We start from the raw sequence: 23889 nt of genomic DNA, 5'->3' as shown, positions 1-23889 counted from the left end.
GGACGGTGCGATCACCGCCCCCGGGCCGGGGTCGCGCCTGTTGAGACCCCGGCTTGTTCTCCAACTTGTGAACTCTAAGCTGAGCCTTTGGGGTTGCCCCCCGTCAAGACCTTGAGCCACAGGATGCTCGAATGAGCCCGCTGGCTGCACGGGCCCCGGCCTCGCCGGGAACGGGCCCGGACCGACGCGCCCGGGAGCACCGTGGATCACCTGACGTCACGGGTGAACCCGCAGGTCAGCGCGGGGTACGGAGGTCGTGGGCGGGACCTGCGGCGGGGCGCACGGGCCGGGCGGGCGGGCGCGGTCCGCGTGAGGTTCGAGATGTCACCGTGACCCGGCTTGTCCGTCTTGTCACACACCGCGCAGGAGGGCGGCCCCTTGACGTGGGGCCGCCCTCCTGGATGTCGAGGCTGCTACTTCACCGCACCGGCCGTCAGTCCGGCGACCACCTGGCGCTGGAAGACGATGTACGCGGCGAGGACGGGGAGCATCGCCATGACCAGGCCGGCGAAGAGGCCCGACCAGTCACCCTTGTAGCCCTGGCTGACGGCGAGCTGCACCAGGCCCTGAGAGAGCACCTTCTGGTCCTGCTCGGTGTTGAGCACGGTGGGCAGCAGGTACTGGTTCCACTGGCCGAGGAAGTTGAAGATGCCCACGCTGATCAGGCCGGGCTTGGCCATCGGCAGCATCACCTGGAAGAACGTCCGGGTGTGCGAGGCGCCGTCCATGAACGCCGCCTCCGCCACCGAGGTCGGCAGCGTGCGGAAGAAGGCGGTGAGGAAGAAGACCGTGAACGGCAGCGAGTACGCGATGTAGACCAGGACGAGGCCGTGCAGCGTGTTGAGCAGGGCCATGTTCTGCAACACGTAGAACAGCGGCACGAGCGCCAGGATGATCGGGAAGCTCATCCCGCCGATGAAGAGGAAGTAGATGAAGCGGTTGCCCGGGAAATCGAAGCGGGCCAGCACGTAGGCCGCCATCGAACCGAAGAGCAGCGTGCCGATCAGCGACCCGCCCACCACCAGGATGGTGTTCAGGAAGTAGTCGCTCATGTGCGCCTCGGTCCAGGCGCGCGACCAGTTCTCGAAGTGCAGCCTGTCCGGCAGCGACCAGGGGGAGGTGAAGATCGCCCGGTCGGTCTTGAAGGAGGTCATGACCGCCCACAGCAGCGGCATGACCACCATGATCGCCCAGATGATCAGGATGCCGTGGGAGAAGACGTTGAGGGTCGCTCCCTCCGTCTTGCCGGACCTGCCGGGACCGGGGGGCGTGCTCTTCGTCTCCTTCGTGACGCCGGTCTCGGGCGGCTCGGGCAGGGCCGCGCCGGCGGGAGGGGTGTCGATGGCTTTCACCGGAGGTCACCTCGTGCTGTCGTGCCGGCCACCGCGACCGAGCTGCTTTCCTGCTGGGGGTCCGGGGGCTGTCCCCCGGGAAGACACCGCATCAGTACTCCAGCCGCTCGCGCCGGCCGAGCCGCATCACGACCGCGGCGAAGAGCAGCGTGACGACGAGCAGCGCGACACCGATCGTGGTCGCGTAGGCGGCCTGACCGTCACGGAAGGCCTTCTGGTACACGTACAGCGGCAGCACGATGGTGGAGTAGTCCGGTCCGCCGCCGTTGGGTCCGACCGTCATGATCTGGACGACGGCGAAGGACTCGGCGCCGAGCGCCAGGATGCCCATGTAGATCCAGCCGGACTGCACGGTGTCCCAGAGCAACGGCAGGGTGATCTTGAAGAAGGTGGTGAAACGGTTCGCGCCGTCGAGCAGCGCCGCCTCGTAGAAGTCCTTGGGGATCGAGGCCATGCCCGCCGAGAAGAGGACCACGAAGAAGCCGACCGTGGACCAGACGAGGACGACCATCACACAGATGAGGGCCAGGTTCGGGTCACCCAGCCAGTCGGGCTGGATGCTGCCGAGCCCGACTCCCTTGAGGACCGAGTTGATCGCTCCGCTGTTGGGGTTGTACGCGAACTGGAACAGGAGCGCCACGATCGCGATGGACAGCACCTGCGGGAAGAAGTACACGATCTTGTAGAAGGACGAACCGCGCACACCGGCGACGGCCGCCCCTCGGCGGCGCCGACCGCCGACATTGAGCATGAACGCGAAGAACAGCGCCAGGCCGACGGTGACCAGAGGCAGCACGACCGCGAAGGTCAGGCTGTGCTGGAGCGATTTCCAGAACACCTCGTCGTCGAGCATGCGGCTGTAGTTGTCGAACCCGACCATCCGGAACTCGGGGCTGAGACCGCTCCAGTCCGTGAACGAGTAGTAGATGGACTGGACGAAGGGCCAGATGACGAACAACGCGTACATGGCCAGGGGAACCGCCAGGAACCCCACGATGAAACGGTACTTGCCGTGCTGCATTCCTACCGACCCCGATCTTCCCGCGGAGTAGCCGCTGGTGCCGTGCGTGGCGCGCGTGCCGTACGCAAGGAGCCGGGGCCCGCTCCCGGTCGGCGGGAAGGGGCCCCGGCACAGCTCACTGGTGCTTGTAGTGCTTGATGGAGGAGTCCTTGGCCGCCTCGTCGGCGAACTTCTGGATCTTCTTGATCGTCTCGGCCGGGGTCGCCCGGCCCGCCATCATCTCGCCGATGCCGGCGACACCGATCTTCTCCTTCTGCAGCGCCACGTACCAGTCCTGCAGACGCGGGTTGACGACATTCTGTCCGGCCTTGTCCAGGGCGGCGACGCCGGACTTCAGACCCGGGGTCAGCTCGATTCCGTCGGTGCCGCCGTTGAACGCGGTCAGCGACTTCACGGACTTGGTGAAGTTCTTCGAGGAGGCCTCGCTGAGCATGATGCGCAGCTGTTCCATGCCGCCCTCGATGTTCTTCGCCTTGGCCGGGACGATGAAGGGCTCACCTCCGGAGGCCCAGATCGTGCCGAACGGCATCTTGTCGGAGGAGTCGATGCCGGTCGGGGCGGAGACGGCGAGGTCGAAGTCCGCCGGCATGGTCTTCGCCGCCTCGTTCTCCACCCATGAGCCGTTCGGGATGAAGAGCGCCTTGCCCTCGGTCCAGGCCGTCTGCGACTGGATGTGGTCGAGGCCCGGGGTGCCCTGGAGGATGTAGCCCTTCCGCTGAAGCTCGTAGTACGCCTCGAAACAGGCCTTGACGGCCGGGTGCTCCCAGGCCTTCGGCTCCAGGTTGTCGATCGCGTCGAGGACCTCGCGGCCGCCGACCTTGCCGATCATCGGGTAGAGCGAGAACGGGACGTAGTAGGGGTGCTTGCCGGCGTACGTCCAGCCCGCGATGCCCTTCTTCTTGGCCTTCTCGCAGACGGCGAGCATCTCGTCCCAGGTCTCGGGATACTTCGCGTCGAGCGAGTCCAGCAGCTTCTGGGAGTACCAGACGCCGTAGATCGTGTAGGCGTAGTAGAGGACCCAGACCGGGGCGCCGTCGAACTGGCCCATCTCCACGATTCCCGGGCGCAGGGTGTCGCGGACCTTCTTGCCGGGATCGTCGATCGAGGCGGCGTCGAGCAGCGCGGTGAGGTCCGCCAGCTGCTTCTGGCCGACGAGGACACCCATGTCCATCTGCTCGGCGCCGGAGTTGTCGATGAGGTCCGGCGGGTTGCCGCCGTTGAACCGCGGCTGAAGCTCGGTGGTGATCTTCTGGGTGGCGGTGAACTTGACCTTGGCCTGCGGATAGGTGCTCTCGTAGATCTTCACCGCGTCCCTGGCGTACTGCTGGCCGAAGCCTCCGTCGAAGAGGACGAAGTCGAGCGGTGCCGACCCGTTGACGGCGAGCGGGTTCTTCTCGGTCTTGGTGCCCTTCTCGACCTTGTCTGCGCCGTCGGCGGTGCCGCCGCTGGCGCAGGCGGAAAGGAAACTCATCGTCGGCACCGAGATCAGACCGAGAGCGGCGGAGCGCTTGATCAGATCGCGGCGGCCGAGGCCCTCTTCGTTGTGCGCGGAGGTGGATCCCATGCTCAAGTCCTCGCCTTCATTCAGGACTCAGGCGGTGTACCGGTCGCCCGTTATCTGCTCGCCACAGGCGAAGGGCCCCGCCACCGCATTCGAATGCAGCTTGGGTCGTACACGTGCAGGCGTCGTGCCGTCGATCGAGTGGTACGACGGTCCGGACGCCGACAGGTATAGTCCACTTCCCTTCTCCTGAGCAAGATCGAAAGCAGGTTTCCGCGGCAGTCTTTCCCGAGTTGAGACCTCGCGGATTATCCAGGCGTATCTATGCCGTTTCATCCCCCGACTTGCCGTCAACACCCTTGACACCACCCCTCACTTGACTCCCTACTGGAGCCTGCGTCCTCGGTTTGACAACGTTGTCCAAATCCAGTGGCAGGAGCGGCGACACGGCATGGAGCCCAGAATTCGCACCCGATCACGGTCCCGGAACCCTCGCCTCCGAGCCGCCGCGCTCGTCGCGTCGACGGCCTTGGTACTGGGCTCGGCGCCCTCGGCGGCACAGGCACTTCCCGGCCAAAGCGACATACCCTCCGGGACATTCACCACCTCCTTCGAATCGGACGAAACTCAGCCCACCTGGCGTAATACGGTGGACGTCGGCCCGGACGGCGCCCAGCGTGCGTCGGGGGTCGACGGCGGCTTCACCAGTGGAATACCGGGCAATGTCACCGACAAGGTGGTGGCGCTGCGCGCCAGCGGCGAGAACGCGGGAGCGGGAGAGACCAAGGAAAACCTGGTCGACCTTCAGCCCTCCACGAAATGGCTGGTCTTCGAGCCCACCGCCTGGATCGAGTTCGACCTGGACGAGCCGGTCAAGGTGGCCACGTACGCGCTGACGTCGGCGAACGACGCGGTCGAGCGCGACCCGCGCGACTGGACGCTGAAGGGCTCGGCCGACGGCAAGGAGTGGAAGGTCCTCGACACCCGCGAGGGCCAGAGCTTCGCCAAGCGCTTCGAGACGAGGACGTTCGATGTCGCCGCCGGCACGGCGTACGCCCACTACCGGCTCGACTTCACGAAGAACGCCGGCGCGGGCCTCACCCAGCTGGCCGACGTTCAGTTCTCGAACGGGGACACCTCCACCCCCGTACCCGAGGAGATGCGCAGCCATGTGGACCGCGGCCCCGGCGGCTCGCCGACCGCCAAGGCGAACGCCGGCTTCACCGGCACCCGGGCCCTGCGCTACGCCGGCACGCACAAGCCGGACGGCCGGGCGTACTCGTACAACAAGATCTTCGACGTCGACGCCCGGGTGGCCCGGGACACCGAGCTGTCGTACCGGATCTTCCCGTCCCTCCCCGAGACGGACCTCGACTACCCCGCCACGAACGTGTCGGTGGACCTGGCCTTCACCGACGGCACCTATCTGAGTGACCTCGGGGCGACCGACTCCCACGGCGGGCTCCTCTCCCCCCGGGGCCAGGGCGCGGCCAAGCGTCTCTACGTCAACCAGTGGAACCAGGTGACCTCGCGGATCGGCGCGGTCGCGGCCGGCAGGACCGTCGACCGGATCCTGGTGGCGTACGACTCCGCCAAGGGTCCGGCGAAGTTCCAGGGCTGGATCGACGACATCGCGCTCCGGGCCAAGCCCCCGGAGAAGCGGCTCGACCGGCTCTCCGACTACGCCTCCACCACCCGGGGCACGAACTCCAGCGGCTCGTTCTCGCGCGGCAACACCTTCCCGGCGACCGCCGTCCCGCACGGCTTCAACTTCTGGACGCCGGTGACCAACGCGGCGTCCAAGAGCTGGCTGTACGAGTACGCGCGCGGCAACAACGCGGACAACCTGCCCACGGTGCAGGCGTTCGCCGCGAGCCATGAGCCCAGCCCCTGGATGGGTGACCGGCAGACCTTCCAGGTGATGCCGTCGGCCGCGACCGGGACCCCCGCGACGGACCGGGTCGGACGGGCGCTCGCGTTCCGGCACGAGGAGGAGACGGCCCGGCCGCACTACTACGGCGTCACCTTCGAGAACGGCCTGAAGGCCGAGATCACCCCGACCGACCACGCGGCGCTGATGCGCTTCACCTATCCGGGCGACGACGCGAGCGTCGTCCTCGACAACGTCACGGCGGAGGGCGGTCTGACCCTCGACCCGGCGAGCAGCTCCTTCACCGGCTTCTCGGACGTCAGGAGCGGTCTGTCGACGGGGGCCACCCGGATGTTCGTGTACGGCGTCTTCGACGCGCCGGTCACCTCCTCCACGGCCGAGGGCGTCAGGGGTCTGCTCCGCTTCGACGCGGGCGCGGACCGCACGGTCGGCCTGCGCATCGCGACCTCGCTCATCTCCGTGGACCAGGCCAAGGCCAACCTCGCGGACGAGCTTCCTGCGGGCAGCCGCTTCGAGAGCGTGCGGGAGCGGGCGCAGGACGCCTGGGACGAGATCCTGGGCCGGGTCGAGGTCGAGGGGGCCACCCACGACCAGCTGGTGACCCTGTACTCCAGCCTCTACCGGCTCTACCTCTACCCGAACTCCGGATTCGAGAAGGTCGGTTCGAAGCACCGGTACGCCAGCCCGTTCTCCCCGATGACCGGTCCGGACACTCCCACCCACACCGGGGCGAAGGTCGTGGACGGAAAGGTGTACGTCAACAACGGCTTCTGGGACACCTATCGCACGACCTGGCCGGCCTACTCCTTCCTCACGCCGGACAAGGCGGGCGAGCTGGTCGACGGTTTCGTGCAGCAGTACAAGGACGGGGGCTGGATATCCCGATGGTCCTCCCCCGGCTACGCCGATCTGATGACCGGCACCTCCTCGGACGTGGCGTTCGCCGACGCGTTCGTCAAGGGCGTGGACTTCGACGCGGAGGCGGCGTACGAGGCGGCGCTGAAGAACGCCACCGTCGTGGCGCCGAGCCGGGGCGTGGGCCGCAAGGGGATGGAGACCTCTCCCTTCCTCGGCTACGCGTCGACCGAGACCCACGAGGGTCTCTCCTGGTCCCTGGAGGGCTGTCTGAACGACTACGGCATCGCGAAGATGGCGCAGGCCCTGCACAAGAAGACCGGGAAGAAGCGGTACCGGGAGGAGGCGACGTACTTCCTCTCCCGCGCGCAGAGCTACGTCTCCCTCTTCGACAAGAAGGCCGGCTTCTTCCAGGGCCGTGACCTGAAGGGCGAGTGGCGGGTGCCCTCGGAGAGTTACGACCCGAGGATCTGGGGCTTCGACTACACCGAGACCAACGGCTGGGGCTACGCCTTCACGGCGCCGCAGGACTCGCGGGGTCTCGCCGCGCTGTACGGCGGTCGCAGCGGTCTGGGCGAGAAGCTGGACACCTACTTCTCCACGCCGGAGACGGCGAGCCCGGAGTTCGTGGGCTCGTACGGCAGCGTCATCCACGAGATGACCGAGGCGCGTGATGTCCGGATGGGCATGTACGGCCACTCCAACCAGGTCGCCCACCACGTCCCGTACATGTACAACGCGGCCGGGCAGCCCTGGAAGACGCAGGAGAAGGTCCGCGAGGTGCTCTCCCGGCTCTACACGGGCAGCGAGATCGGGCAGGGGTACCACGGCGACGAGGACAACGGCGAGCAGTCGGCCTGGTACCTCTTCTCCGCGCTGGGCTTCTATCCGCTGGTGATGGGCAGCGGGGAGTACGCGATCGGCTCGCCGCTCTTCACCAAGGCGACGGTCCGGATGGACAACGGCCGCAAGCTCGTCGTGGAGGCCCCGCGCAACAGCGCGCGGAACATCTACGTCCAGGGCGTGAAGCTGAACGGCAAGCGCTGGAACTCCACCGCGCTGCCGCACGACCTGCTGGCACGTGGCGGCACGCTGTCGTTCGAGATGGGCTCGAGGCCCTCGGCCTGGGGCACGGGCGCGAAGGCGGGCCCGGTCTCGATCACCCCGGCCGGCAAGGCTCCGTCGCCCCGCACCGACGCCACCACCGGCACCGGCCCGCTCGTCGACAACACCTCGGCCACGTCGGCGGCCCTGACCTCGGTCGAGCTGCCGGTCACGGAGAGGACGCGGGCGGTGCAGTACACGCTGACCTCGTCGGCGGCGGAATCGGCGCCGACGGGCTGGGTGTTGCAGGGCTCGAAGGACGGACGGAGGTGGAAGGACCTGGACAGGAGGTCGGGAGAGAGCTTCACCTGGGACCGGCAGACCCGCGCCTTCACGATCCGGACACCGGGGTCGTACACGACCTACCGTCTGGTGCTGGGCGCGGAGGCGCAGTTGGCAGAAGTGGAGCTGCTCCACTAACTCCCGGCAAACAGTAGCTCCTTACCGAAACAGTTCTGTCACAAACGAATTGACCCGTGAAGATCCTGTGCGAGGATCCCTGGGAGTGAGTGGTCCGCCGCGCCCCTCGGGGTGCGGCGGACCCATTTCCACCAAAAACGGGAGTAATACGTGGCCAAGACCTCTGGCCTGAACACCACGGGCATCCTGTCCCGTGTCACGGTCGCGGCGATAACCGCGGCCCTGGTCGCCACGACCACGGCGGCCGTCGCGGCGGACGCCCCGAAGTCCGCGGAGAAGGCCGCCGCGGCGGCCGTCAAGCCCGCGCAGGCACCGAAGGCGGGTATCGCCTCCACGACCGCCGAGGCCGACTACCGCTGGCTGGGTGCCGTTTCCGGCAACACCCTGTACTGGTACTCGCCCAACGGCACGGGCGGCTACGAGGCTCGCCAGTGGCAGACCGACACCTGGAGCGCCGTCAAGAACGCCCAGCAGGCCGACAACGACGGTGACGGCGTCGCCGACGACCTCTGGGTGTGGACCACCGACGGCACCCTCGGCTACGCCGACGGTGACACGGCGGACGACGGCATCACCGTCGGCGGCGGCTGGAACATCTACAACAAGGTTCTGGTCCCGGGCAACCTCGGTGGCGCGGCTGCTCCGGACATGCTCGGCCGCGACACGTCCGGCAGGCTGTACATCTACCTCGGTTACGGCAACGGCAAGCTGACCGGCCGTACCCTCGTCGGCTCCGGCTGGGGCCAGTACAACCAGATCACCGGCGTCGGTGACCTGAGCGGTGACGGCAAGGCCGACATCGTCGCGCGCGACGGCTCGGGCACGCTGTGGCTGTACAAGGGCACCGGCAACTACAAGGCCCCGTTCGCGGCCCGTACCAAGGTCGGTACCGGCTGGAACATGTTCAACAACCTCACGGCCGTGAGCGACCTGGACTTCGACGGGATCGCCGACATGATCGCCCGCGACACGAACGGCAAGCTCTACCGTTACTCGGGCACCGGCAACGCCGCCGCCCCGTTCAAGCCCCGTGTGCTCATCGGCAACGGCGGCTGGAACACGTACCGCTTCATGTTCTGATCGACGCCCTCGGCGTCTGACGGACACCAGACGAACGGGCCCCGCTCCTCTTCCGAGGAGCGGGGCCCGCTTCGTTCTGTCACCCGACGCGTCAGCCGCGGATCAGGTTGCGCAGCACGTACTGCATGATGCCGCCGTTGCGGTAGTAGTCCGCCTCACCGGGGGTGTCGATGCGGACGACCGCGTCGAACTCGACACCGGTGTCGGTGGTGACCTTGACCGTGCGCGGCGTGACGCCGTTGTTGAGCTCCGCGACGCCGGTGAAGGAGAAGGTCTCCTCGCCGGTCAGGCCGAGGGTCTCCGCCGAGGCGCCCTCCGGGAACTGGAGCGGGAGCACGCCCATGCCGATGAGGTTCGAGCGGTGGATGCGCTCGTACGACTCGGCGATGACGGCCTTGACGCCGAGGAGCGCGGTGCCCTTGGCGGCCCAGTCGCGGGACGAGCCGGAGCCGTACTCCTTGCCCGCCAGGATGGCGAGCGGGGTGCCCTGCTCGATGTAGTTGCGGGAGGCGTCGTAGATGAAGGAGACGGGGGCGCCGTCCTTCGTGAAGTCGCGGGTGTAGCCGCCCTCGGTGCCCGGCGCGATCTGGTTGCGCAGGCGGATGTTGGCGAACGTGCCGCGGATCATGACCTCGTGGTTACCACGGCGCGAGCCGTAGGAGTTGAAGTCACGACGCTCCACACCGTGCTCGGTGAGGTACTTGCCGGCCGGGGTGTCGGCCTTGATGGCGCCGGCCGGGGAGATGTGGTCGGTGGTGACCGAGTCGCCCAGCTTGGCCAGGACGCGCGCGCCGACGATGTCGGTGACCGGGGTGGTCTCCATCGTCATGCCCTCGAAGTACGGGGGCTTGCGGACGTAGGTGGACTCGGTGTCCCACTCGAAGGTGTTGCCGGTCGGGATCGGCAGCGCCTGCCACTGGGCGTCGCCCGCGAAGACGTCCTGGTAGGACTTGTTGAACATGTCCTCGCCGATCGCGTTGGCGACGACGTCGTTGACCTCGGCCTCCGACGGCCAGATGTCCGCGAGGTAGACCGGCTTGCCCTCGGTGTCGATGCCGAGCGCGTCCTTGGTGATGTCCACCTTCATGGAACCCGCGATGGCGTACGCGACGACCAGCGGCGGGGAGGCCAGGTAGTTCATCTTGACGTCGGGGTTGATACGGCCCTCGAAGTTCCGGTTGCCGGAGAGGACCGAGGTGACCGCGAGGTCATGCTCGTTGACGGCCTTGGAGACCTCCTCCGGCAGCGGGCCGGAGTTGCCGATGCAGGTGGTGCAGCCGTAACCGACGAGGTTGAAGCCGACCTTGTCGAGGTACGGGGTGAGGCCCGCCTTGTCGAAGTAGTCGGTGACGACCTTCGAGCCCGGGGCGAGGGTGGTCTTGACCCACGGCTTGCGGGTCAGGCCCTTCTCCACGGCCTTCTTCGCGACGAGCGCGGCGGCGACCATGACGTACGGGTTCGAGGTGTTGGTGCAGGAGGTGATCGCGGCGACGGTGACGGCGCCGTGGTCGATCTCGTACGTCGAGCCGTCGGGGGCCGTGACGGTGACCGGCTTCGACGGCGCACCGTTGGGGTGGTTCGCCGGGGCGTCGGAGGCCGGGAAGGACTCCTTGCCCGCCTCGTCGACCTCGTCCACGTAGTTGCGGACGTCCAGCGCGAACTGCTCGGCGGCGTTCGCCAGGATGATGCGGTCCTGCGGGCGCTTCGGGCCGGCGATGGAGGGGACGACCGTGGAGAGGTCGAGCTCCAGCTTCTCGGAGAAGTCGGGCTCGGCGGACGGGTCCAGCCAGAGGCCCTGCTCCTTGGCGTACGCCTCGACGAGCGCGACCTGCTGCTCGGAGCGGCCGGTGAGCTTGAGGTAGTTCAGGGTCTCGCCGTCGATCGGGAAGATCGCGGCGGTGGAGCCGAACTCGGGCGACATGTTGCCGATGGTGGCGCGGTTGGCGAGGGAGGTGGCGGCCACGCCCTCACCGTAGAACTCGACGAACTTGCCGACGACGCCGTGCTTGCGCAGCATCTCGGTGATCGTGAGGACGAGGTCGGTGGCGGTGGTTCCGGCCGGGAGCTCGCCGGTCAGCTTGAAGCCGACGACGCGCGGGATCAGCATGGAGACCGGCTGGCCGAGCATGGCGGCCTCTGCCTCGATGCCGCCGACGCCCCAGCCCAGCACACCGAGGCCGTTGACCATGGTGGTGTGCGAGTCGGTGCCGACGAGGGTGTCGGGGTACGCCTGGCCGCCCCGGACCATGACCGTACGGGCCAGGTGCTCGATGTTCACCTGGTGGACGATGCCGGTGCCGGGCGGGACGACCTTGAACTCGTCGAAGGCGGTCTGGCCCCAGCGCAGGAACTGGTAGCGCTCCTTGTTGCGACCGTACTCCAGCTCGACGTTCTGGCCGAAGGCGTCCTTCGTGCCGAACTTGTCGGCGATGACGGAGTGGTCGATGACCAGCTCGGCCGGGGCCAGCGGGTTGATCTTCGCCGGGTCGCCGCCGAGCTCCTTGACGGCCTCACGCATGGTGGCGAGGTCGACGACACAGGGCACACCGGTGAAGTCCTGCATGATCACGCGGGCCGGCGTGAACTGGATCTCCTGGCTCGGCTGGGCCTGCGAGTCCCAGTTGCCCAGGGCCCGGATGTGGTCGGCGGTGATGTTCGCGCCGTCCTCGGTGCGGAGGAGGTTCTCCAGAAGGACCTTCAGGCTGTAGGGAAGGCGCGCGGAGCCCTCGACCTTGTCCAGCTTGAAGATCTCGTACGACTCGTCGCCCACGCGCAGCGTGCTGCGGGCGTCGAAGCTGTTCGCCGACACGACAGTCTCCTTCATCAATGTGCGCGTATTACCGCCATGCTGCCGCCACGACTCCTCGCCGATCCGCTAAGGTAAGGCTTAGTAAGGTAACCCTTACCTGGCGGGCGGCCGCGGTGCGCCGTAAGCAGTTATCTCGATGTCGAGATAACTCTAGTGCATCCCCGCCGCTCGGTCATGCCCGGCATGCGTGTGACGGCCCGCTCAATCACGTCGGAGCCCGGCGGACGACGCCGATCGGCCGAACAGCCGGTGGGCCGCGCAGTCGACCGGCCGAGCAGCCGGTGGGCCGAGAGCGCGGGGGGTCAGGCCGCGCGGGAGGCTCGGGCGCTGCGGAACGTACGGCGGTAGGCGTCCGGGGGGACACCGAGCGTGCGGTTGAAGTGGCGGCGCAGCGTCGTGGCCGTGCCCATGCCGGTGGCCGCGGCGATGGCGTCGACGCTGTCACCGGTGGATTCCAGGAGTTCCTGCGCGCGCCTGATCCGCTGGGTCAGCAGCCACTGCAGCGGAGTCGTACCGGTCACCGCCCGGAAGTGGCGGCCGAGGTGGCGCGAGCTCATGTTCGCCCGGCGGGCCAGGTCCTCCACCGTCAGCGCCTCGTCGAGCCGCTCGATCACCCAGGGGAACAGACCGGCCAGGGGGTGGTCGTCCTGGGCCGGGACCGGGGCGGTGACGAACTGGGCCTGACCGCCCGCCCGGTGCGGGGGCACGACCAGGCGGCGCGCGACCGTGTTGGCGAACGCCGAACCGTGGTCGAGGCGGACCAGGTGGAGGCAGAGATCCATCGCGGCGGCCTTGCCCGCGGAGGTCAGCACGCTGCCGTCGTCGACGTAGAGCACGTCCGGGTCGACCTCCACCAGGGGGTGACGGGCGGCCAGGACATCGGTGTGCGCCCAGTGCGTGGTCGCCCGGCGGCCGTCCAGCAGACCCGCCGCCGCCAGCACGAACGCGCCCGTGCACAACGAGGCCACCCGGACGCCCGCCTCGTGTGCCGCGCGTACCGCGTCGACCAGCTCGGCCGGCGGGGGCACGTCCACGTCCGCCCACCCCGGGACGATCACGGTGTCGGCGTACGGGAGCCGGTCGAGCCCCGCGTCCGGCTCCAGCAGGAACCTGCCGACCCTGACCGGTCCCGGCCCGCAGACGGAGAGGCGGTAGGCGGGGTCTCCGAACACCTCGTGCGCCACCGAGAGTTCGAAGTGCAGCATGCCGTGGGTGACGGCGAGCGCGACAGTTCCCATGTCCGGAAGTGTACGGGTCATGTCGTTCCGGACACTCGTACCGTGCGGCCCTCACCGACAGACTCTCCGTATCGCAACGGTCGAGGTCACAGGACGACGGAGGAAGAACATGGGAGCGGGACAGACGGTCGCGGTCTTCGGTGCCTACGGGCACACCGGGCGCTTCGTGGTGGCGGAGCTGCTGGAGCGCGGGTTCGTCCCGGTTCTCGCCGGACGCGACGCCGACGCGCTGCGGGAGTTCGCGGCGTCGAGTCCGGGACTCCGGACACGGACCGCCACGGTCGACGACCCGGCCTCGCTCGACCGCGCGCTGGCCGGCGCGGCCGCCGTGATCAACTGCGCCGGACCCTTCGCCACGACCGCCGCCCCGGTGATCGAGGCGGCCCTGCGCGCCGGGATACCGTACGTGGACGTGGCGGCCGAGATCGAGGCCAATCTCGACACCTTCGCCCGGTTCGCGGAGCCCGCCCGCGCCGCGGGCGTCGCCGTCGTCCCCGCGATGGCCTTCTTCGGCGGCCTCGGCGACCTGCTCGTCACCGCGGCGATGGGTGACCGGACGTCGGCCGACGAGGCGCACGTCGCGTACGGGCTGAGCAGTTGGCACCCCACCGCCGGAACCCGTACGGCGGGTGCCGTCTCCCGGCAGCGCAGGGACGGCCGCCATGTCCGCTTCCGCGACGGGCGCCTCGAGTACCGCGACGACGCCCCGCCGACCCTGGAGTGGACCTTCCCCGAGCCGCTGGGGGCCAGGTCCGTGATCGGCGACTTCACCATGGCCGACGTCGTCACCGTCCCCAGCCACCTGGCCGTCCCCGAGGTCCGTACGTACATGGCCGTCGAGGGGGGGAGGGGAACGGGCGACCCCGGAAACCCAGCGCCCTCCCCAGGTGGAGAGGGGGGGAGGGCCTCGCCGAACCTTTTCTCTTACGTTGTCTTTTGTCCCTGTGAAGTACATGGCCGTCGAGGCGGCCAGGGACCTGGCCGCCTCGGACACCCCGTCGCCTGCCGCGGTCGACGAGCGTGGCCGGTCCGCGCAGACCTTCCTCGTCGACGTCGTCGTGCGCTCCGGCGACGTGGAGCGGCGCGCCGTGGCGAGCGGCCGGGACATATACGCCGTCAGCGCGCCCCTCGCGGTGGAAGCCGTCGACCGGGTCCTCACGGGGAGGACCAGGACGGTCGGGGTCGCGTCGGCCGGCGCGATGTTCGACGCTCCGGACTTCCTCCGCGCCCTCTCCGCGCACCTCTCGGTCACTCTGCCGTAGATCCATGGCCATGGATCCGGGAATCCGGTGGCGAGGGAGCCCGGGGACGGGTGGACCCGGCACGAGGGCGGTCAGCCGTGCCAGACGCCTGTCACCGCTGCCGTACGGACGTAGTCGGCGAAGTCGCGCGGCTCACGGCCGAGGGCGCGCTGGACGCCGTCGGCGAGTCTGGCGAAGCGCTCCTCCCTGATCCAGCCGTAGAGCATGTTCAGCAGGGCGACGTGCTCCTGCGACACGCCACGGCGCGCACCGTAGGCCGCGAACTCCTCCGGCGCGACGGCGCGGTGGGTGATGTCCCGGCCGGTGGCGCGGGCGATCTCGTCGGCCACGGCCTCCATCGTGAGCAGGCGCGGCCCGGACAGGGAGTACGTCTGCCCGGCGTGACCGTCCTCGGTGAGGGCGGCCACGGCGACGTCGGCGATGTCCTCGGCGTCGACCCACGGCTCGGCCCCGGCGCCCGTCGAGGTCACCACCTCACCGTCGAGGATCTGCCCCCGGAAGAGCGGGTCCTCACTGAAGTTCTGTGCGAACCACGCCGGCTTCAGGATCGTCCACGCCGTGCCGGACTCCCGCACCGCACCCTCGCAGGGCAGCTTCTCCTCGCCTTCCGGGACGACCCAGTCGCTGTGGGAGAGCAGCACGAGGCGCTCGGCCCCGCCGTCGGCGGCGAGTCTCGCGAAGGCGCGCATCGCGATCGCGGCGTCCTCGCGCTGGGAGTCGACCAGATAGACCGCGCCGACGCCCGCGAGGGCGGGCCCCCAGGTGTTCTCGTCGGTCCAGTCGAAGCGGGTCGGCCCCTTCCGGGAGGCCGCGCGGACGGCGTGGCCACGCCGACGGAGACGGGAGAGGACGCGGCGCCCGGTCTTGCCGGTGCCGCCGAGGACGAGGACCGGCCTGGTGGTCATGTGAGAGGTCGTCGGGAGAGAAGTGGTCGTGACAGGGATGGTCGTACGAGAAGTCGTCATGAGAGCCATCGAACGCCGAGCGCGTGAGGCAAGGAATGGCATGAGCACTCATATCGATGTCTCAGCGTCTCAGACGGCGACGGCACTGCCAGGCCCGGCGACTAGCCTTGCCCCATGGACGCGTTGGGAAGTCTGCTGTACGAGGTGAGATCCGACGGCGCGCTGTTCAGCCGGAACGTTCTGGCGCCGCCGTGGTCGATCCGCTTCGCCGACCGCACGAAGCTCACCCTGGTCACGATGGTGCGTGGCGCGGGCTGGCTGCTCCCCGGCGGCAGCGAGCCGGCCGTGGCGCTCGGCCGGGGGGACGTGGCGGTCGTGGTCGGCGGGGAACCGTTCTCCGTCACCGACGATCCCGACGCCGGAACACCGCCGCTGTACGTGCTGGAAGGCCCCGACCGGTGCACGACGGCCGACGGCCGGGAGGTCTGCGAGGACATCGTGCTGGGGCTGCGCACCTGCGGGAACGCCCTGGACGGTCCGACGGTGCTGCTCACCGGCAGCTACCACGTGGGCGGGCGCGTCTCGGAGCGGCTGCTGAGCGCGCTCCCCCGGGTGGTCACGGTCCGCCCCGACGGCGGGCCGGGCCCGATCCTGGACCTCACCGTCGCGGAGATCGGCCGGGACGACCCGGGGCAACAGGCCGTACTGGACCGACTCCTGGACCTGTTGCTGCTGTCCACGCTGCGCGAGTGGTTCGCCCGTCCGGAGGCCGATCCGCCCGGCTGGTACCGCGCGCTCGGCGACCCGGTGGCGGGCCGGGCGCTCCGGTTGATGCACGACCGTCCGGCGCGGCCGTGGACCGTGGCGGCGCTCGCCGAGGAGACGGGGGTGTCGCGGGCGACGCTCGCCCGCCGCTTCACCGATCTGGTCGGCGAACCTCCCATGGCCTATCTGACCGGTTGGCGGCTGGCCCTGGCGGCCGACCTGCTGGCGCGGACCGACGCCACGGTGGAGTCGATCGCCCGACAGGTCGGCTATCGCAGCGCCTTCGGACTGAGCGTCGCCTTCCACCGTGTGTACGGCACCCGCCCGAGCCACCATCGCGCGGCGGTCGCGGCCACCGCGGCCTGAGCCCGCTCCTCTCCCCGTACGGGCGCGGAGCGATTGCCGGGGCCGTACGGCGGGTCGAGGATCGGAACATGTTCAGCGGCGCGCATGTGATTCTCCACAGCCCCGACGCGGACGCGGACCGGGCGTTCCTGAAGGACGTGCTGGGCTTCGAGCACGTGGACGCGGGTCATGGCTGGCTCATCTTCAAGCTGCCGCCGGCGGAGGTCGCCGTCCATCCCACGCAGGGCGCGCCGAAGCACGAGTTCTCTCTGATGTGCGACGACATCTCCCGGACGCTCGCCACGTTGCGGGACCGCGGGGTCGAGACGTCGGAGCCCAGCGACCAGGGGTGGGGACTGCTGGCCACCGTGCGCATGCCGAGTGGGTCCGAACTGTCCCTGTATGAACCACGACACCCTACTGCTCACGGTTCGTCACCCTGATGACCCACCCTGACACAGGCCCCATCTCATATCTGAGATAACGTGACCCGCATGGCAGACGACTACCTCGTGCGCATCGGCAAGCTCATCCGTGACGCCCGTCAGCACCGTGGCTGGACACAGACGCAGCTCGCCGAAGCCCTGGCCACCAGCCAGAGCGCCGTGAACCGGATCGAACGCGGCAACCAGAACATCAGCCTTGAGATGATCGCACGCATCGGCGAAGCACTCGACAGCGAGATCGTGTCCCTGGGTTACGCCGGCCCGATGCATCTGCGGGTCGTCGGCCGCCGTCGGCTCTCCGGGTCCATCGACGTCAAGACGAGCAAGAACGCCTGTGTCGCGCTGCTCTGCGCCTCGCTCCTCAACAAGGGCCGCACGGTCCTGCGCCGCGTCGCGCGCATCGAGGAGGTCTTCCGGCTGCTGGAGGTCCTCAACTCCATCGGGGTGCGCACCCGTTGGATCAACGACGGGGTCGACCTGGAGATCGTGCCGCCGGCCGAGCTCGACATGGACTCGATCGACGCCGAGGCGGCGATCCGCACGCGCTCGATCATCATGTTCCTCGGTCCGCTGCTGCACCGCCTCGACCGCTTCAAGCTGCCGTACGCGGGCGGCTGCGACCTCGGTACGCGGACCATCGAGCCGCACATGATCGCGCTGCGCCGCTTCGGCCTGGACATCACGGCCACCGAGGGCCTGTACCACGCACAGGTCGAGTCCTCCGTCGTCCCGGACCGCCCGATCGTACTGACCGAGCGCGGCGACACCGTGACGGAGAACGCGCTGCTCGCCGCTGCCCGCCACGACGGCGTGACCGTCATCCGCAACGCCTCGTCCAACTACATGGTCCAGGACCTCTGCTTCTTCCTGGAGGCGCTGGGCGTACGGGTGGAGGGCGTCGGCACGACGACGCTGACCGTGCACGGCGTCCCGCAGATCGACGTGGACGTGGACTACTCCCCCTCGGAGGACCCGGTCGAGGCGATGAGCCTGCTGGCCGCGGCCGTCGTCACCGAGTCGGAGCTGACGATCCGCCGGGTCCCGATCGAGTTCATGGAGATCGAGCTCGCGGTCCTGGAGGAGATGGGCCTGGACCACGACCGCTCACCGGAGTACGCCGCGGACAACGGCCGTACCCGCCTGGTCGACCTGACGGTCCGCCCCTCGAAGCTGGAGGCGCCGATCGACAAGATCCACCCGATGCCGTTCCCGGGCCTGAACATCGACAACGTGCCGTTCTTCGCGGCTATCGCGGCGACGGCACAGGGCAAGACGCTGATCCACGACTGGGTCTACGACAACCGGGCGATCTACCTCACGGACCTCAACCGCCTGGGCGGCCGCCTCCAGCTCCTGGACCCCCACCGCGTCCTGGTCGAGGGCCCGACCCGCTGGCGGGCGGCCGAGATGATGTGCCCCCCGGCCCTGCGCCCGGCGGTGGTGGTCCTCCTGGCGATGATGGCGGCCGAGGGCACGTCGGTCCTCCGGAACGTCTACGTCATCAACCGCGGCTACGAGGAACTGGCGGAACGCCTGAACTCGGTGGGCGCGCAGATCGAGATCTTCCGGGACATCTGAAGGTTCTGAGAAGGGCGGCGTGAAATCCCTCCTGACCCGCACAGATGCGAGCCAGGAGAGAACCCGTAGGCGCCTCTGGTTCTGGCCGTCCGGTGCTGCGCACACTCGTCGGCCGAACCGTGCGCGCCGTATGGGAAGACACCTTCCCCCGGCTCGGCGGATGTGATCGCGCTCGGTTCCCCATATCCACCGGTTCTCACCGGTGGAGACGCCGTGCGGGCGCACCGCCTGGTGAACCGGCCCGGCCAGGAAGGGACTTGACCCCGAATGCTGGACACGGGTCATGCGGCTGGTACCAGCGTAGGTGATGTCATTCTGGACGCCGTCTCGTAGTCGATCGGGCTGCGGCGCCCGAGGCACCTTCGTCTGATCCGCACCCCGATCCAACGAAACCGCCTAGTGCAGCACCTTCAGCACGGACAGCGAGATCCTCGCCGCGGTGGGGCGGGGGTCCCCGCCGGGAAGGAGGAGGTGGCTGATGGTCATGCGAACCGTGATGTCCGCCGCCAAGTCGATGAGGTCCTTGTCCCGCCCTGGGAAGCGTTCGGCGAGCCACGCGCGCAGCATGCTCTGAGCCGCGTCGAAGATCGGGTCCGCACGTGCAGTGAGGTAGGGCAACAGGCTGTCGGAGCCCCGCCTGGCAGCCATGACCACAGCCCGGATCAGCGGGTTCTGGTGGGCTTCGGTGAGTACGAAGAAGACGGCCGCCTCCAGCGAGGCTCCGGCGTCCGGGAGCCCGGGATAGAGGGTTCGAGCCACCCCTTCCAGGAACTCGCGTGTCTCCCTGAGCACCAGGGCACGCCCCAGGCCCGCTCGGTTGCCGAACTCCTTGTACACCGAAGGGCGGGAGACCTCGGCCGCCGCGGCGACGGCGGACAGGCTCACCTGGTCCCAGCCCGAGGCGCACGTCAAGTCGCGTGCGGCGTCAAGCACACGCCTCCTCATGTGCTTGCGCCATGCGACGCGTGGCGGATCGGGTCTCGCTCCATCGGCGTCAAGGGAGTCCGTCCTGTTCGTGTGTGCCGCCATGCCGTGAGTGTGCCAGGACCGCGTGAGACGCGGTCACGCCGGTGAGCGTGACCACGGCCGGGCGGCGCGGGGGGCCGCTACCCGGGCGAAGGGGGGCTGGGGGGTGCCCGGGTGGCGGGGATCGAGGTGCTTCAGCGCCGTATGCGGGGGACTCGGCGCCGTCAGGTGCGCTTTCGGCGGAGCAGGAAGACGAATCCTCCGCCGAGCGCCAGCGCCGCTGCGGCCAGCCCGAAGGGCAGTGCCACGCCGGCTCCGGTCGCGGCCAGCGGCTCGCTGTCACCGTCGGCCCGGACGTCGTTGGCCGTGCCGGCGCCCGCCTCGTCCGAAGGGCTCCCGTTCAGTGCTTCGGACGGTTCAGTGGCCTCGGTGCCGGAATCCTGCGGGGAGACGCCGCCCTGGGGCGTCGTCGTGGCATCGGACCCGCTCGCCGCGGTGGGGCCGGCGCCGGGCGCCGCACCGCTCGTGGCGAAGGCGTACGCCCCGCGGTCGGGGGCGTCGGCCTTGCGGCGGGCGCCGGTGATGTCCGTGGTGACCTCGGGCAGTGGCTTGGCCGAGCCGATGGCGGGGGAGCCCTTGCGCAGCCGGAAGGCGGTCCCGGCGTCAGAACCGGGCTTGACGATCTTCGGGTCGGCGACGATGTCGTGCGGGCCCTTCACCTCGGGCGCCTTCCCGCCGTAGTAGACGTTGTAGTCGTAGGCGACGTCCACGTTACGGGACTTGGAGTTCGTCGCCTGTCCGGGACGGCCGTGGGCGACGTTGTTGAGGAGCCTGACGTCCCTGCTGTCGTGGGCGAAGATGTTGGCGTAGCTCTCCATGCGGGTGCTGCGGCCGTTCTGGTACGCCGTGTTGTGCAGGATGTCCACGTGCTGGCTCTTGTAGGAGTGGATGCCCGAGCCTCCGTTGTTGTAGGACACGTTGTTGGCGACCAGGACCCGGCCCCGGTAGTCGGGACCGCTCTCCCCCGCCTTCGCCTTGTCCTTCAGGGTGTCGATGATGATGCCGTTCCCGTCCGAGTAGCACTTGCAGCGCTCCCACCTCACCCTGGTCTCGTTGTCGTGGACGGTGTTGTTGGTGACACGGATCTTGTACTTCTTGGGGTCGCCCCGGTCGATGTCGCGCGCCGCCAGGATGGAGATGCCGCTGGTGGCGAAGACCGTGTACCACGAGTTCGAGTGGACGTGGTTGCGGTCGATCGTCATGTAGTCCGCGTCGCGCGAGCCTATGCCCAGGCCGGGGCAGTGGTGGACCGTGTTGCCGACGATCTCGATGTGGTGCGGTACGGCGCCCGACTGCTTGTTCTTCTCGGCCCACACACAGTTGGTGTTGTACTTGCCCTTCCTGGTGCTGGCGCCGCGCTCGGCCTCGGCCAAGGAGATGTTGGCGCTGTTGCCCTTGATCTCCAGCCCTCGGACGACGATGTGCGAGGCCCCGCTGATGCGAATGCCGTTCCACGCGGCGACGGGGTTGATGACGGGGTGGTGTCCCGGGTGCGCCTGGAAGGTGATGGGCGCTTCGGGACGGCCGGAGCGGGAGATCACCATGACGTCCGATCCGCCCGCCCTCTCCCGGTAGGTGCCGTTCATGATGGAGACGGTGTCTCCGGGCGCCGTGCTGTCAGCGGCCTTCTGGAGCGAGCGGAACGGCTTGGCCGGCGAGGTTCCCGGATTGCCGTCGGAGCCGATGGGGCTGACGTAATAGGTGCGGGAAGCGGCCTGAGCCGTCTGGGAACCGGCGAGGCCCAGGGGTATCGCCGATCCGATCAGTACTGCTGACACTACGTGTACGCCGGTGCGATTCATTGCTGCCTTTTCTCTGAAGTGCTCGCGTGGACTGCCGCGCCTGAGCCGCGGGGCGCCGGGTCCGTTCCACGCAAGACCTCACGAGCGACCGAGGGCGGGGACACCGTTTCGCGCTCCACGCAGCCTGAGGAGCAGCCCGGACAGGCCTTCACTCGGCACCGGACCGGCGGTCGCCTTCATGCACCTGCTCCGCCCGTGCACTGCGTGATCACGGGAGGCACAGCGTCTGACGATCGCCGGAAACCGGCGGGAACCAGCTCGCGGATTGCGAAGAGCCGGCAGCTCCATGCGTCTGCGGGGCTGCCCACTCGCGGCGTCGCCCACCAACTTCGCTACGTGGGGGGCTAGTTGCGTGAGTGACGGTGGCAGACTCCGGACGCGGACACAAGGCCGGACGAGTTGTCAACGTTCTGACTGATCGTCAGCTGAAGACGGAATTTCGCGATGATGACGCCCGGGGGGGCGTGGTCCGGGTTGCTGCACGTCACAGCACCGGCTGGTCTCTCCCGAGAAATCTGACGGTCCGTCAGGGAACTGCTGCCGCACCCTCCGAACTGCTTGCCTGCCGGCTCGGAGGGGTACCTGTCGGCGGCCGTGGGACCCTTGTCGGGCAGCTACGACCAAGCCCGGAACCGTCGGCCGGGAACAGCGGCTCCGCGAAGCACCTGAAATCCTGCGGCGCGGACGCGTAGCCCGATGACATTCCCGCTGCGAGCCGCGGCTTCGAGGGATGTCGCCTGCCGGAGCTGTGACCGCTCGCGTGGGCCTAGCTCGGGGTGGGTGGGTGGCTCCGGAGCCTCTTGCGGAGCGTGCGGGTTTCGGGGTGGTTGGGTCCCAGGGCCGCGTCCAGGATCGCGAAGCTGTCGTCGTACCACTGGCGGGCTCCGTCGGGGCCATCCGTGAGGAGGGCTACGTCGCCGAGGCGTTCGCAGAGGACGCTCAGGGCCCGTTGGGCCGACAGGTCCCTGGGGTCGTCGCCGAGCAGGGCGCGCCGGTTGGTCAGCGCCTCCTCGTAGTGGGCGCGGGCGGTCTCCAGGTCGCGGCGGAGCAGGGCCAGGTCGCCAAGGCGCTCGTGCTGGACGCCCAGGTCACGGCGGGTGCGGGAATCGTTGGGCGTCTCCAGGGCCAGGTTCCGGCGGACGGTCAGGGCGCCCGCGTACCACTCGGCCGCCTCGTCGTGCTCCCCGCGGTCCGCCGCCAGGAGCCCGAGCCGCTCCTGGATCACGCCCAGCTCACGCCGGTCGGCGCGGTGGCGCGGGTCCGCGGCCACCAGGCGCTCGGCGTACGACAGCGCCGTCGTGTAGCGGTCGCGGGCCGCGTTCCCGGCCGCGGCACCCGCGATCTCGCCGAGCTTGAACTCGCCGTGCCTCAGGTTCCGGAGCGCCCCGAGGTCGTCGGGGTGCTCCCGGTGCAGTCGCGAGGCGACCGCCAGGGCCTCCTCGTACGCCTCCGCGGCATGGTCGAGGCGGTGCGCGTCGGCCCAGAAGTCGCCGTACTTGCCGAAGGACGCGCTCAGATCCCGCCGCGTGGAGACGTCGGGGAACTGCTCGGCCAGGCGGATCGCGTCCGCCAGCATGCGCTCGTAGTGGCGCCGGGCCTCGCGGTGTCTGCCCCGCCGTACGGCCTGATCACCGGCCTGCTCCGCGGCGGTACGGCTCTCGACGATCCCCTGCCGAACCCGGACCGCGTCCCATCTCGTCATCGAACCCCCACACGTGCACGGCCCCGACCGCTCACGGCGGGAAACCAGCTGACCAGATCACTATCCCCGGCCGGACACCTCGGGAGGCGCCGGGCGACGAAGCTTCCGCCAGAGTTCACCCAACGGTCGGCGAGCGCGTCACGTGCGGGTCCGGACGGGCGCCCTGCGGGCTGCCCGTCCGGACCGGCTCGGTCACTTCAGGGCGGCGAGGGCGGCCTCGTAGTCGGGCTCGGTGGCGATCTCGCCCACGAGCTCCGAGTGGAGCACCTCGTCGTTCTCGTCCAGCACGACGACGGCGCGGGCGGTCAGGCCGGCCAGCGGGCCGTCCATGATCTCGACACCGTAGTTGGTGTGGAACTCACGGCCGCGCAGGGTCGAGAGCGTCTTCACGTTCTCCAGTCCCTCGGCACCGCAGAAACGGGCCTGCGCGAAGGGCAGGTCCGCGGAGATGCACAGCACGACGGTGTTCTCCAGGCCGGCCGCCTTCTCGTTGAACGTACGGACGGAGGCGGCGCAGACGCCGGTGTCGACGCTCGGGAAGATGTTCAGCACCTTGCGCTGTCCGGCGAACTGCTTCAGGGAGCTGTCCGTCAGCTCCTTGGCGACGAGCGAGAAGGCCGGAGCGACACTGCCGGGGGTGGGCAGCACGCCGTTGACCTGCACCGGGTTGCCCTTGAACGCGATCTGGGCCATGGGGTTTCTCCCTGGGTAGTGATACCGACAACGTGATCGATCGTACGTTGCGCGGCCACTCGCCCGGGGCATGTGGAGCGATCGGGACACGTGG

At 69.0% G+C, this 23889-nt stretch carries 16 protein-coding genes and 2 pseudogenes; 7 read left to right on the top strand and 11 right to left on the bottom strand.

Annotation, left to right across the window (positions count from 1 at the left end):
• Positions 1-413: 413 nt before the first annotated feature.
• The 3 genes from ACFUJR_RS13085 to ngcE all read right to left on the bottom strand — a co-directional run bounded on the left by ACFUJR_RS13085 (position 414) and on the right by ngcE (position 3937).
• Entirely contained in the window at positions 414-1352 is a 939-nt protein-coding gene (locus tag ACFUJR_RS13085; protein WP_383172075.1) for a carbohydrate ABC transporter permease, read from the bottom strand.
• Between the two features lie 91 nt (positions 1353-1443).
• Positions 1444-2373 carry a carbohydrate ABC transporter permease gene (locus tag ACFUJR_RS13080; protein WP_383172077.1) on the bottom strand — a complete coding sequence of 310 codons (930 nt, stop codon included), beginning with the start codon at positions 2371-2373 and terminating at the stop codon, positions 1444-1446.
• A gap of 115 nt (positions 2374-2488) precedes the next feature.
• Positions 2489-3937 (bottom strand): N-acetylglucosamine/diacetylchitobiose ABC transporter substrate-binding protein, encoded by a 1449-nt coding sequence (gene ngcE / locus ACFUJR_RS13075; protein WP_383172079.1) that lies wholly within the window; start codon positions 3935-3937, stop codon positions 2489-2491.
• A gap of 388 nt (positions 3938-4325) precedes the next feature.
• On the opposite strand from ngcE, the gene ACFUJR_RS13070 reads away from it, so the two are divergent.
• Together ACFUJR_RS13070 and ACFUJR_RS13065 are read left to right on the top strand one after the other, a co-directional pair.
• On the top strand, positions 4326-8144 hold the full coding sequence (locus ACFUJR_RS13070; protein ID WP_383172081.1) for a GH92 family glycosyl hydrolase: 3819 nt from the start codon (positions 4326-4328) through the stop codon (positions 8142-8144).
• 150 nt (positions 8145-8294) lie between these two features.
• Positions 8295-9224: an FG-GAP repeat domain-containing protein gene (locus ACFUJR_RS13065; protein WP_383172083.1), complete on the top strand. Its 930-nt coding sequence runs from the start codon at positions 8295-8297 to the stop codon at positions 9222-9224.
• Between the two features lie 91 nt (positions 9225-9315).
• On the opposite strand, the gene acnA is transcribed toward ACFUJR_RS13065, so the two are convergent.
• Positions 9316-12033 (bottom strand): aconitate hydratase AcnA, encoded by a 2718-nt coding sequence (gene acnA / locus ACFUJR_RS13060; RefSeq protein WP_383172085.1) that lies wholly within the window; start codon positions 12031-12033, stop codon positions 9316-9318.
• Positions 12034-12335: 302 nt separating this feature from the next.
• Positions 12336-13271 (bottom strand): helix-turn-helix domain-containing protein, encoded by a 936-nt coding sequence (locus ACFUJR_RS13055; protein ID WP_383172087.1) that lies wholly within the window; start codon positions 13269-13271, stop codon positions 12336-12338.
• A 109-nt stretch (positions 13272-13380) separates the two neighbouring features.
• Here ACFUJR_RS13055 and ACFUJR_RS13050 point away from each other — a divergent pair.
• Both ACFUJR_RS13050 and ACFUJR_RS13045 read left to right on the top strand, forming a co-directional pair.
• Positions 13381-14110: pseudogene (locus ACFUJR_RS13050) on the top strand (saccharopine dehydrogenase NADP-binding domain-containing protein); the annotation flags it as partial.
• Between the two features lie 123 nt (positions 14111-14233).
• Positions 14234-14533, top strand: a pseudogene (locus tag ACFUJR_RS13045) (saccharopine dehydrogenase); the annotation flags it as partial.
• Positions 14534-14604: 71 nt separating this feature from the next.
• On the opposite strand, the gene ACFUJR_RS13040 reads toward ACFUJR_RS13045, so the two are convergent.
• On the bottom strand, positions 14605-15438 hold the full coding sequence (locus tag ACFUJR_RS13040; RefSeq protein WP_383172091.1) for an NAD(P)H-binding protein: 834 nt from the start codon (positions 15436-15438) through the stop codon (positions 14605-14607).
• Between the two features lie 174 nt (positions 15439-15612).
• On the opposite strand from ACFUJR_RS13040, the gene ACFUJR_RS13035 reads away from it, so the two are divergent.
• The 3 genes from ACFUJR_RS13035 to ACFUJR_RS13025 all read left to right on the top strand — a co-directional run bounded on the left by ACFUJR_RS13035 (position 15613) and on the right by ACFUJR_RS13025 (position 18572).
• The gene (locus ACFUJR_RS13035; protein ID WP_383172093.1) at positions 15613-16569 is read left to right on the top strand and encodes a cupin domain-containing protein; all 957 of its coding nucleotides are present in this window, start codon (positions 15613-15615) and stop codon (positions 16567-16569) included.
• 68 nt (positions 16570-16637) lie between these two features.
• Positions 16638-16991 carry a VOC family protein gene (locus tag ACFUJR_RS13030; protein WP_383172095.1) on the top strand — a complete coding sequence of 118 codons (354 nt, stop codon included), beginning with the start codon at positions 16638-16640 and terminating at the stop codon, positions 16989-16991.
• Between the two features lie 51 nt (positions 16992-17042).
• Positions 17043-18572: a helix-turn-helix domain-containing protein gene (locus tag ACFUJR_RS13025; protein WP_383172097.1), complete on the top strand. Its 1530-nt coding sequence runs from the start codon at positions 17043-17045 to the stop codon at positions 18570-18572.
• 396 nt (positions 18573-18968) lie between these two features.
• On the opposite strand, the gene ACFUJR_RS13020 is transcribed toward ACFUJR_RS13025, so the two are convergent.
• The 5 genes from ACFUJR_RS13020 to tpx form a co-directional block, all read right to left on the bottom strand.
• Positions 18969-19505: a TetR family transcriptional regulator gene (locus tag ACFUJR_RS13020; RefSeq protein WP_383172099.1), complete on the bottom strand. Its 537-nt coding sequence runs from the start codon at positions 19503-19505 to the stop codon at positions 18969-18971.
• A gap of 257 nt (positions 19506-19762) precedes the next feature.
• Positions 19763-21376 (bottom strand): right-handed parallel beta-helix repeat-containing protein, encoded by a 1614-nt coding sequence (locus ACFUJR_RS13015; RefSeq protein ID WP_383172101.1) that lies wholly within the window; start codon positions 21374-21376, stop codon positions 19763-19765.
• A gap of 368 nt (positions 21377-21744) precedes the next feature.
• Positions 21745-21888, bottom strand: a complete 144-nt coding sequence (locus tag ACFUJR_RS13010; protein WP_383172103.1) for a hypothetical protein — start codon at positions 21886-21888, stop codon at positions 21745-21747.
• Positions 21889-22166: 278 nt separating this feature from the next.
• Positions 22167-23102: a hypothetical protein gene (locus tag ACFUJR_RS13005; protein WP_383172105.1), complete on the bottom strand. Its 936-nt coding sequence runs from the start codon at positions 23100-23102 to the stop codon at positions 22167-22169.
• Positions 23103-23294: 192 nt separating this feature from the next.
• Positions 23295-23795 (bottom strand): thiol peroxidase, encoded by a 501-nt coding sequence (gene tpx / locus ACFUJR_RS13000; protein WP_383170417.1) that lies wholly within the window; start codon positions 23793-23795, stop codon positions 23295-23297.
• Between the last annotated feature and the right edge of the window lie 94 nt (positions 23796-23889).

It is taken from the genome of Streptomyces sp. NPDC057271, assembly GCF_042668715.1.
In the GTDB taxonomy this organism is placed as follows: Bacteria; Actinomycetota; Actinomycetes; order Streptomycetales; family Streptomycetaceae; genus Streptomyces.
This window is presented reverse-complemented; position numbering and strand designations above follow the sequence as displayed.

Coding starts and splice junctions, on each gene's coding strand:
- ACFUJR_RS13080 (WP_383172077.1), bottom strand. CDS start 2,373: ATGCAGCACGGCAAGTACCGTTTCATCGTGGGGTTCCTGGCGGTTCCC.
- ngcE (WP_383172079.1), bottom strand. CDS start 3,937: ATGGGATCCACCTCCGCGCACAACGAAGAGGGCCTCGGCCGCCGCGAT.
- ACFUJR_RS13070 (WP_383172081.1), top strand. CDS start 4,326: ATGGAGCCCAGAATTCGCACCCGATCACGGTCCCGGAACCCTCGCCTC.
- ACFUJR_RS13055 (WP_383172087.1), bottom strand. CDS start 13,271: ATGGGAACTGTCGCGCTCGCCGTCACCCACGGCATGCTGCACTTCGAA.
- ACFUJR_RS13040 (WP_383172091.1), bottom strand. CDS start 15,438: ATGACCACCAGGCCGGTCCTCGTCCTCGGCGGCACCGGCAAGACCGGG.
- ACFUJR_RS13035 (WP_383172093.1), top strand. CDS start 15,613: ATGGACGCGTTGGGAAGTCTGCTGTACGAGGTGAGATCCGACGGCGCG.
- ACFUJR_RS13030 (WP_383172095.1), top strand. CDS start 16,638: ATGTTCAGCGGCGCGCATGTGATTCTCCACAGCCCCGACGCGGACGCG.
- ACFUJR_RS13025 (WP_383172097.1), top strand. CDS start 17,043: ATGGCAGACGACTACCTCGTGCGCATCGGCAAGCTCATCCGTGACGCC.
- ACFUJR_RS13005 (WP_383172105.1), bottom strand. CDS start 23,102: ATGACGAGATGGGACGCGGTCCGGGTTCGGCAGGGGATCGTCGAGAGC.
- tpx (WP_383170417.1), bottom strand. CDS start 23,795: ATGGCCCAGATCGCGTTCAAGGGCAACCCGGTGCAGGTCAACGGCGTG.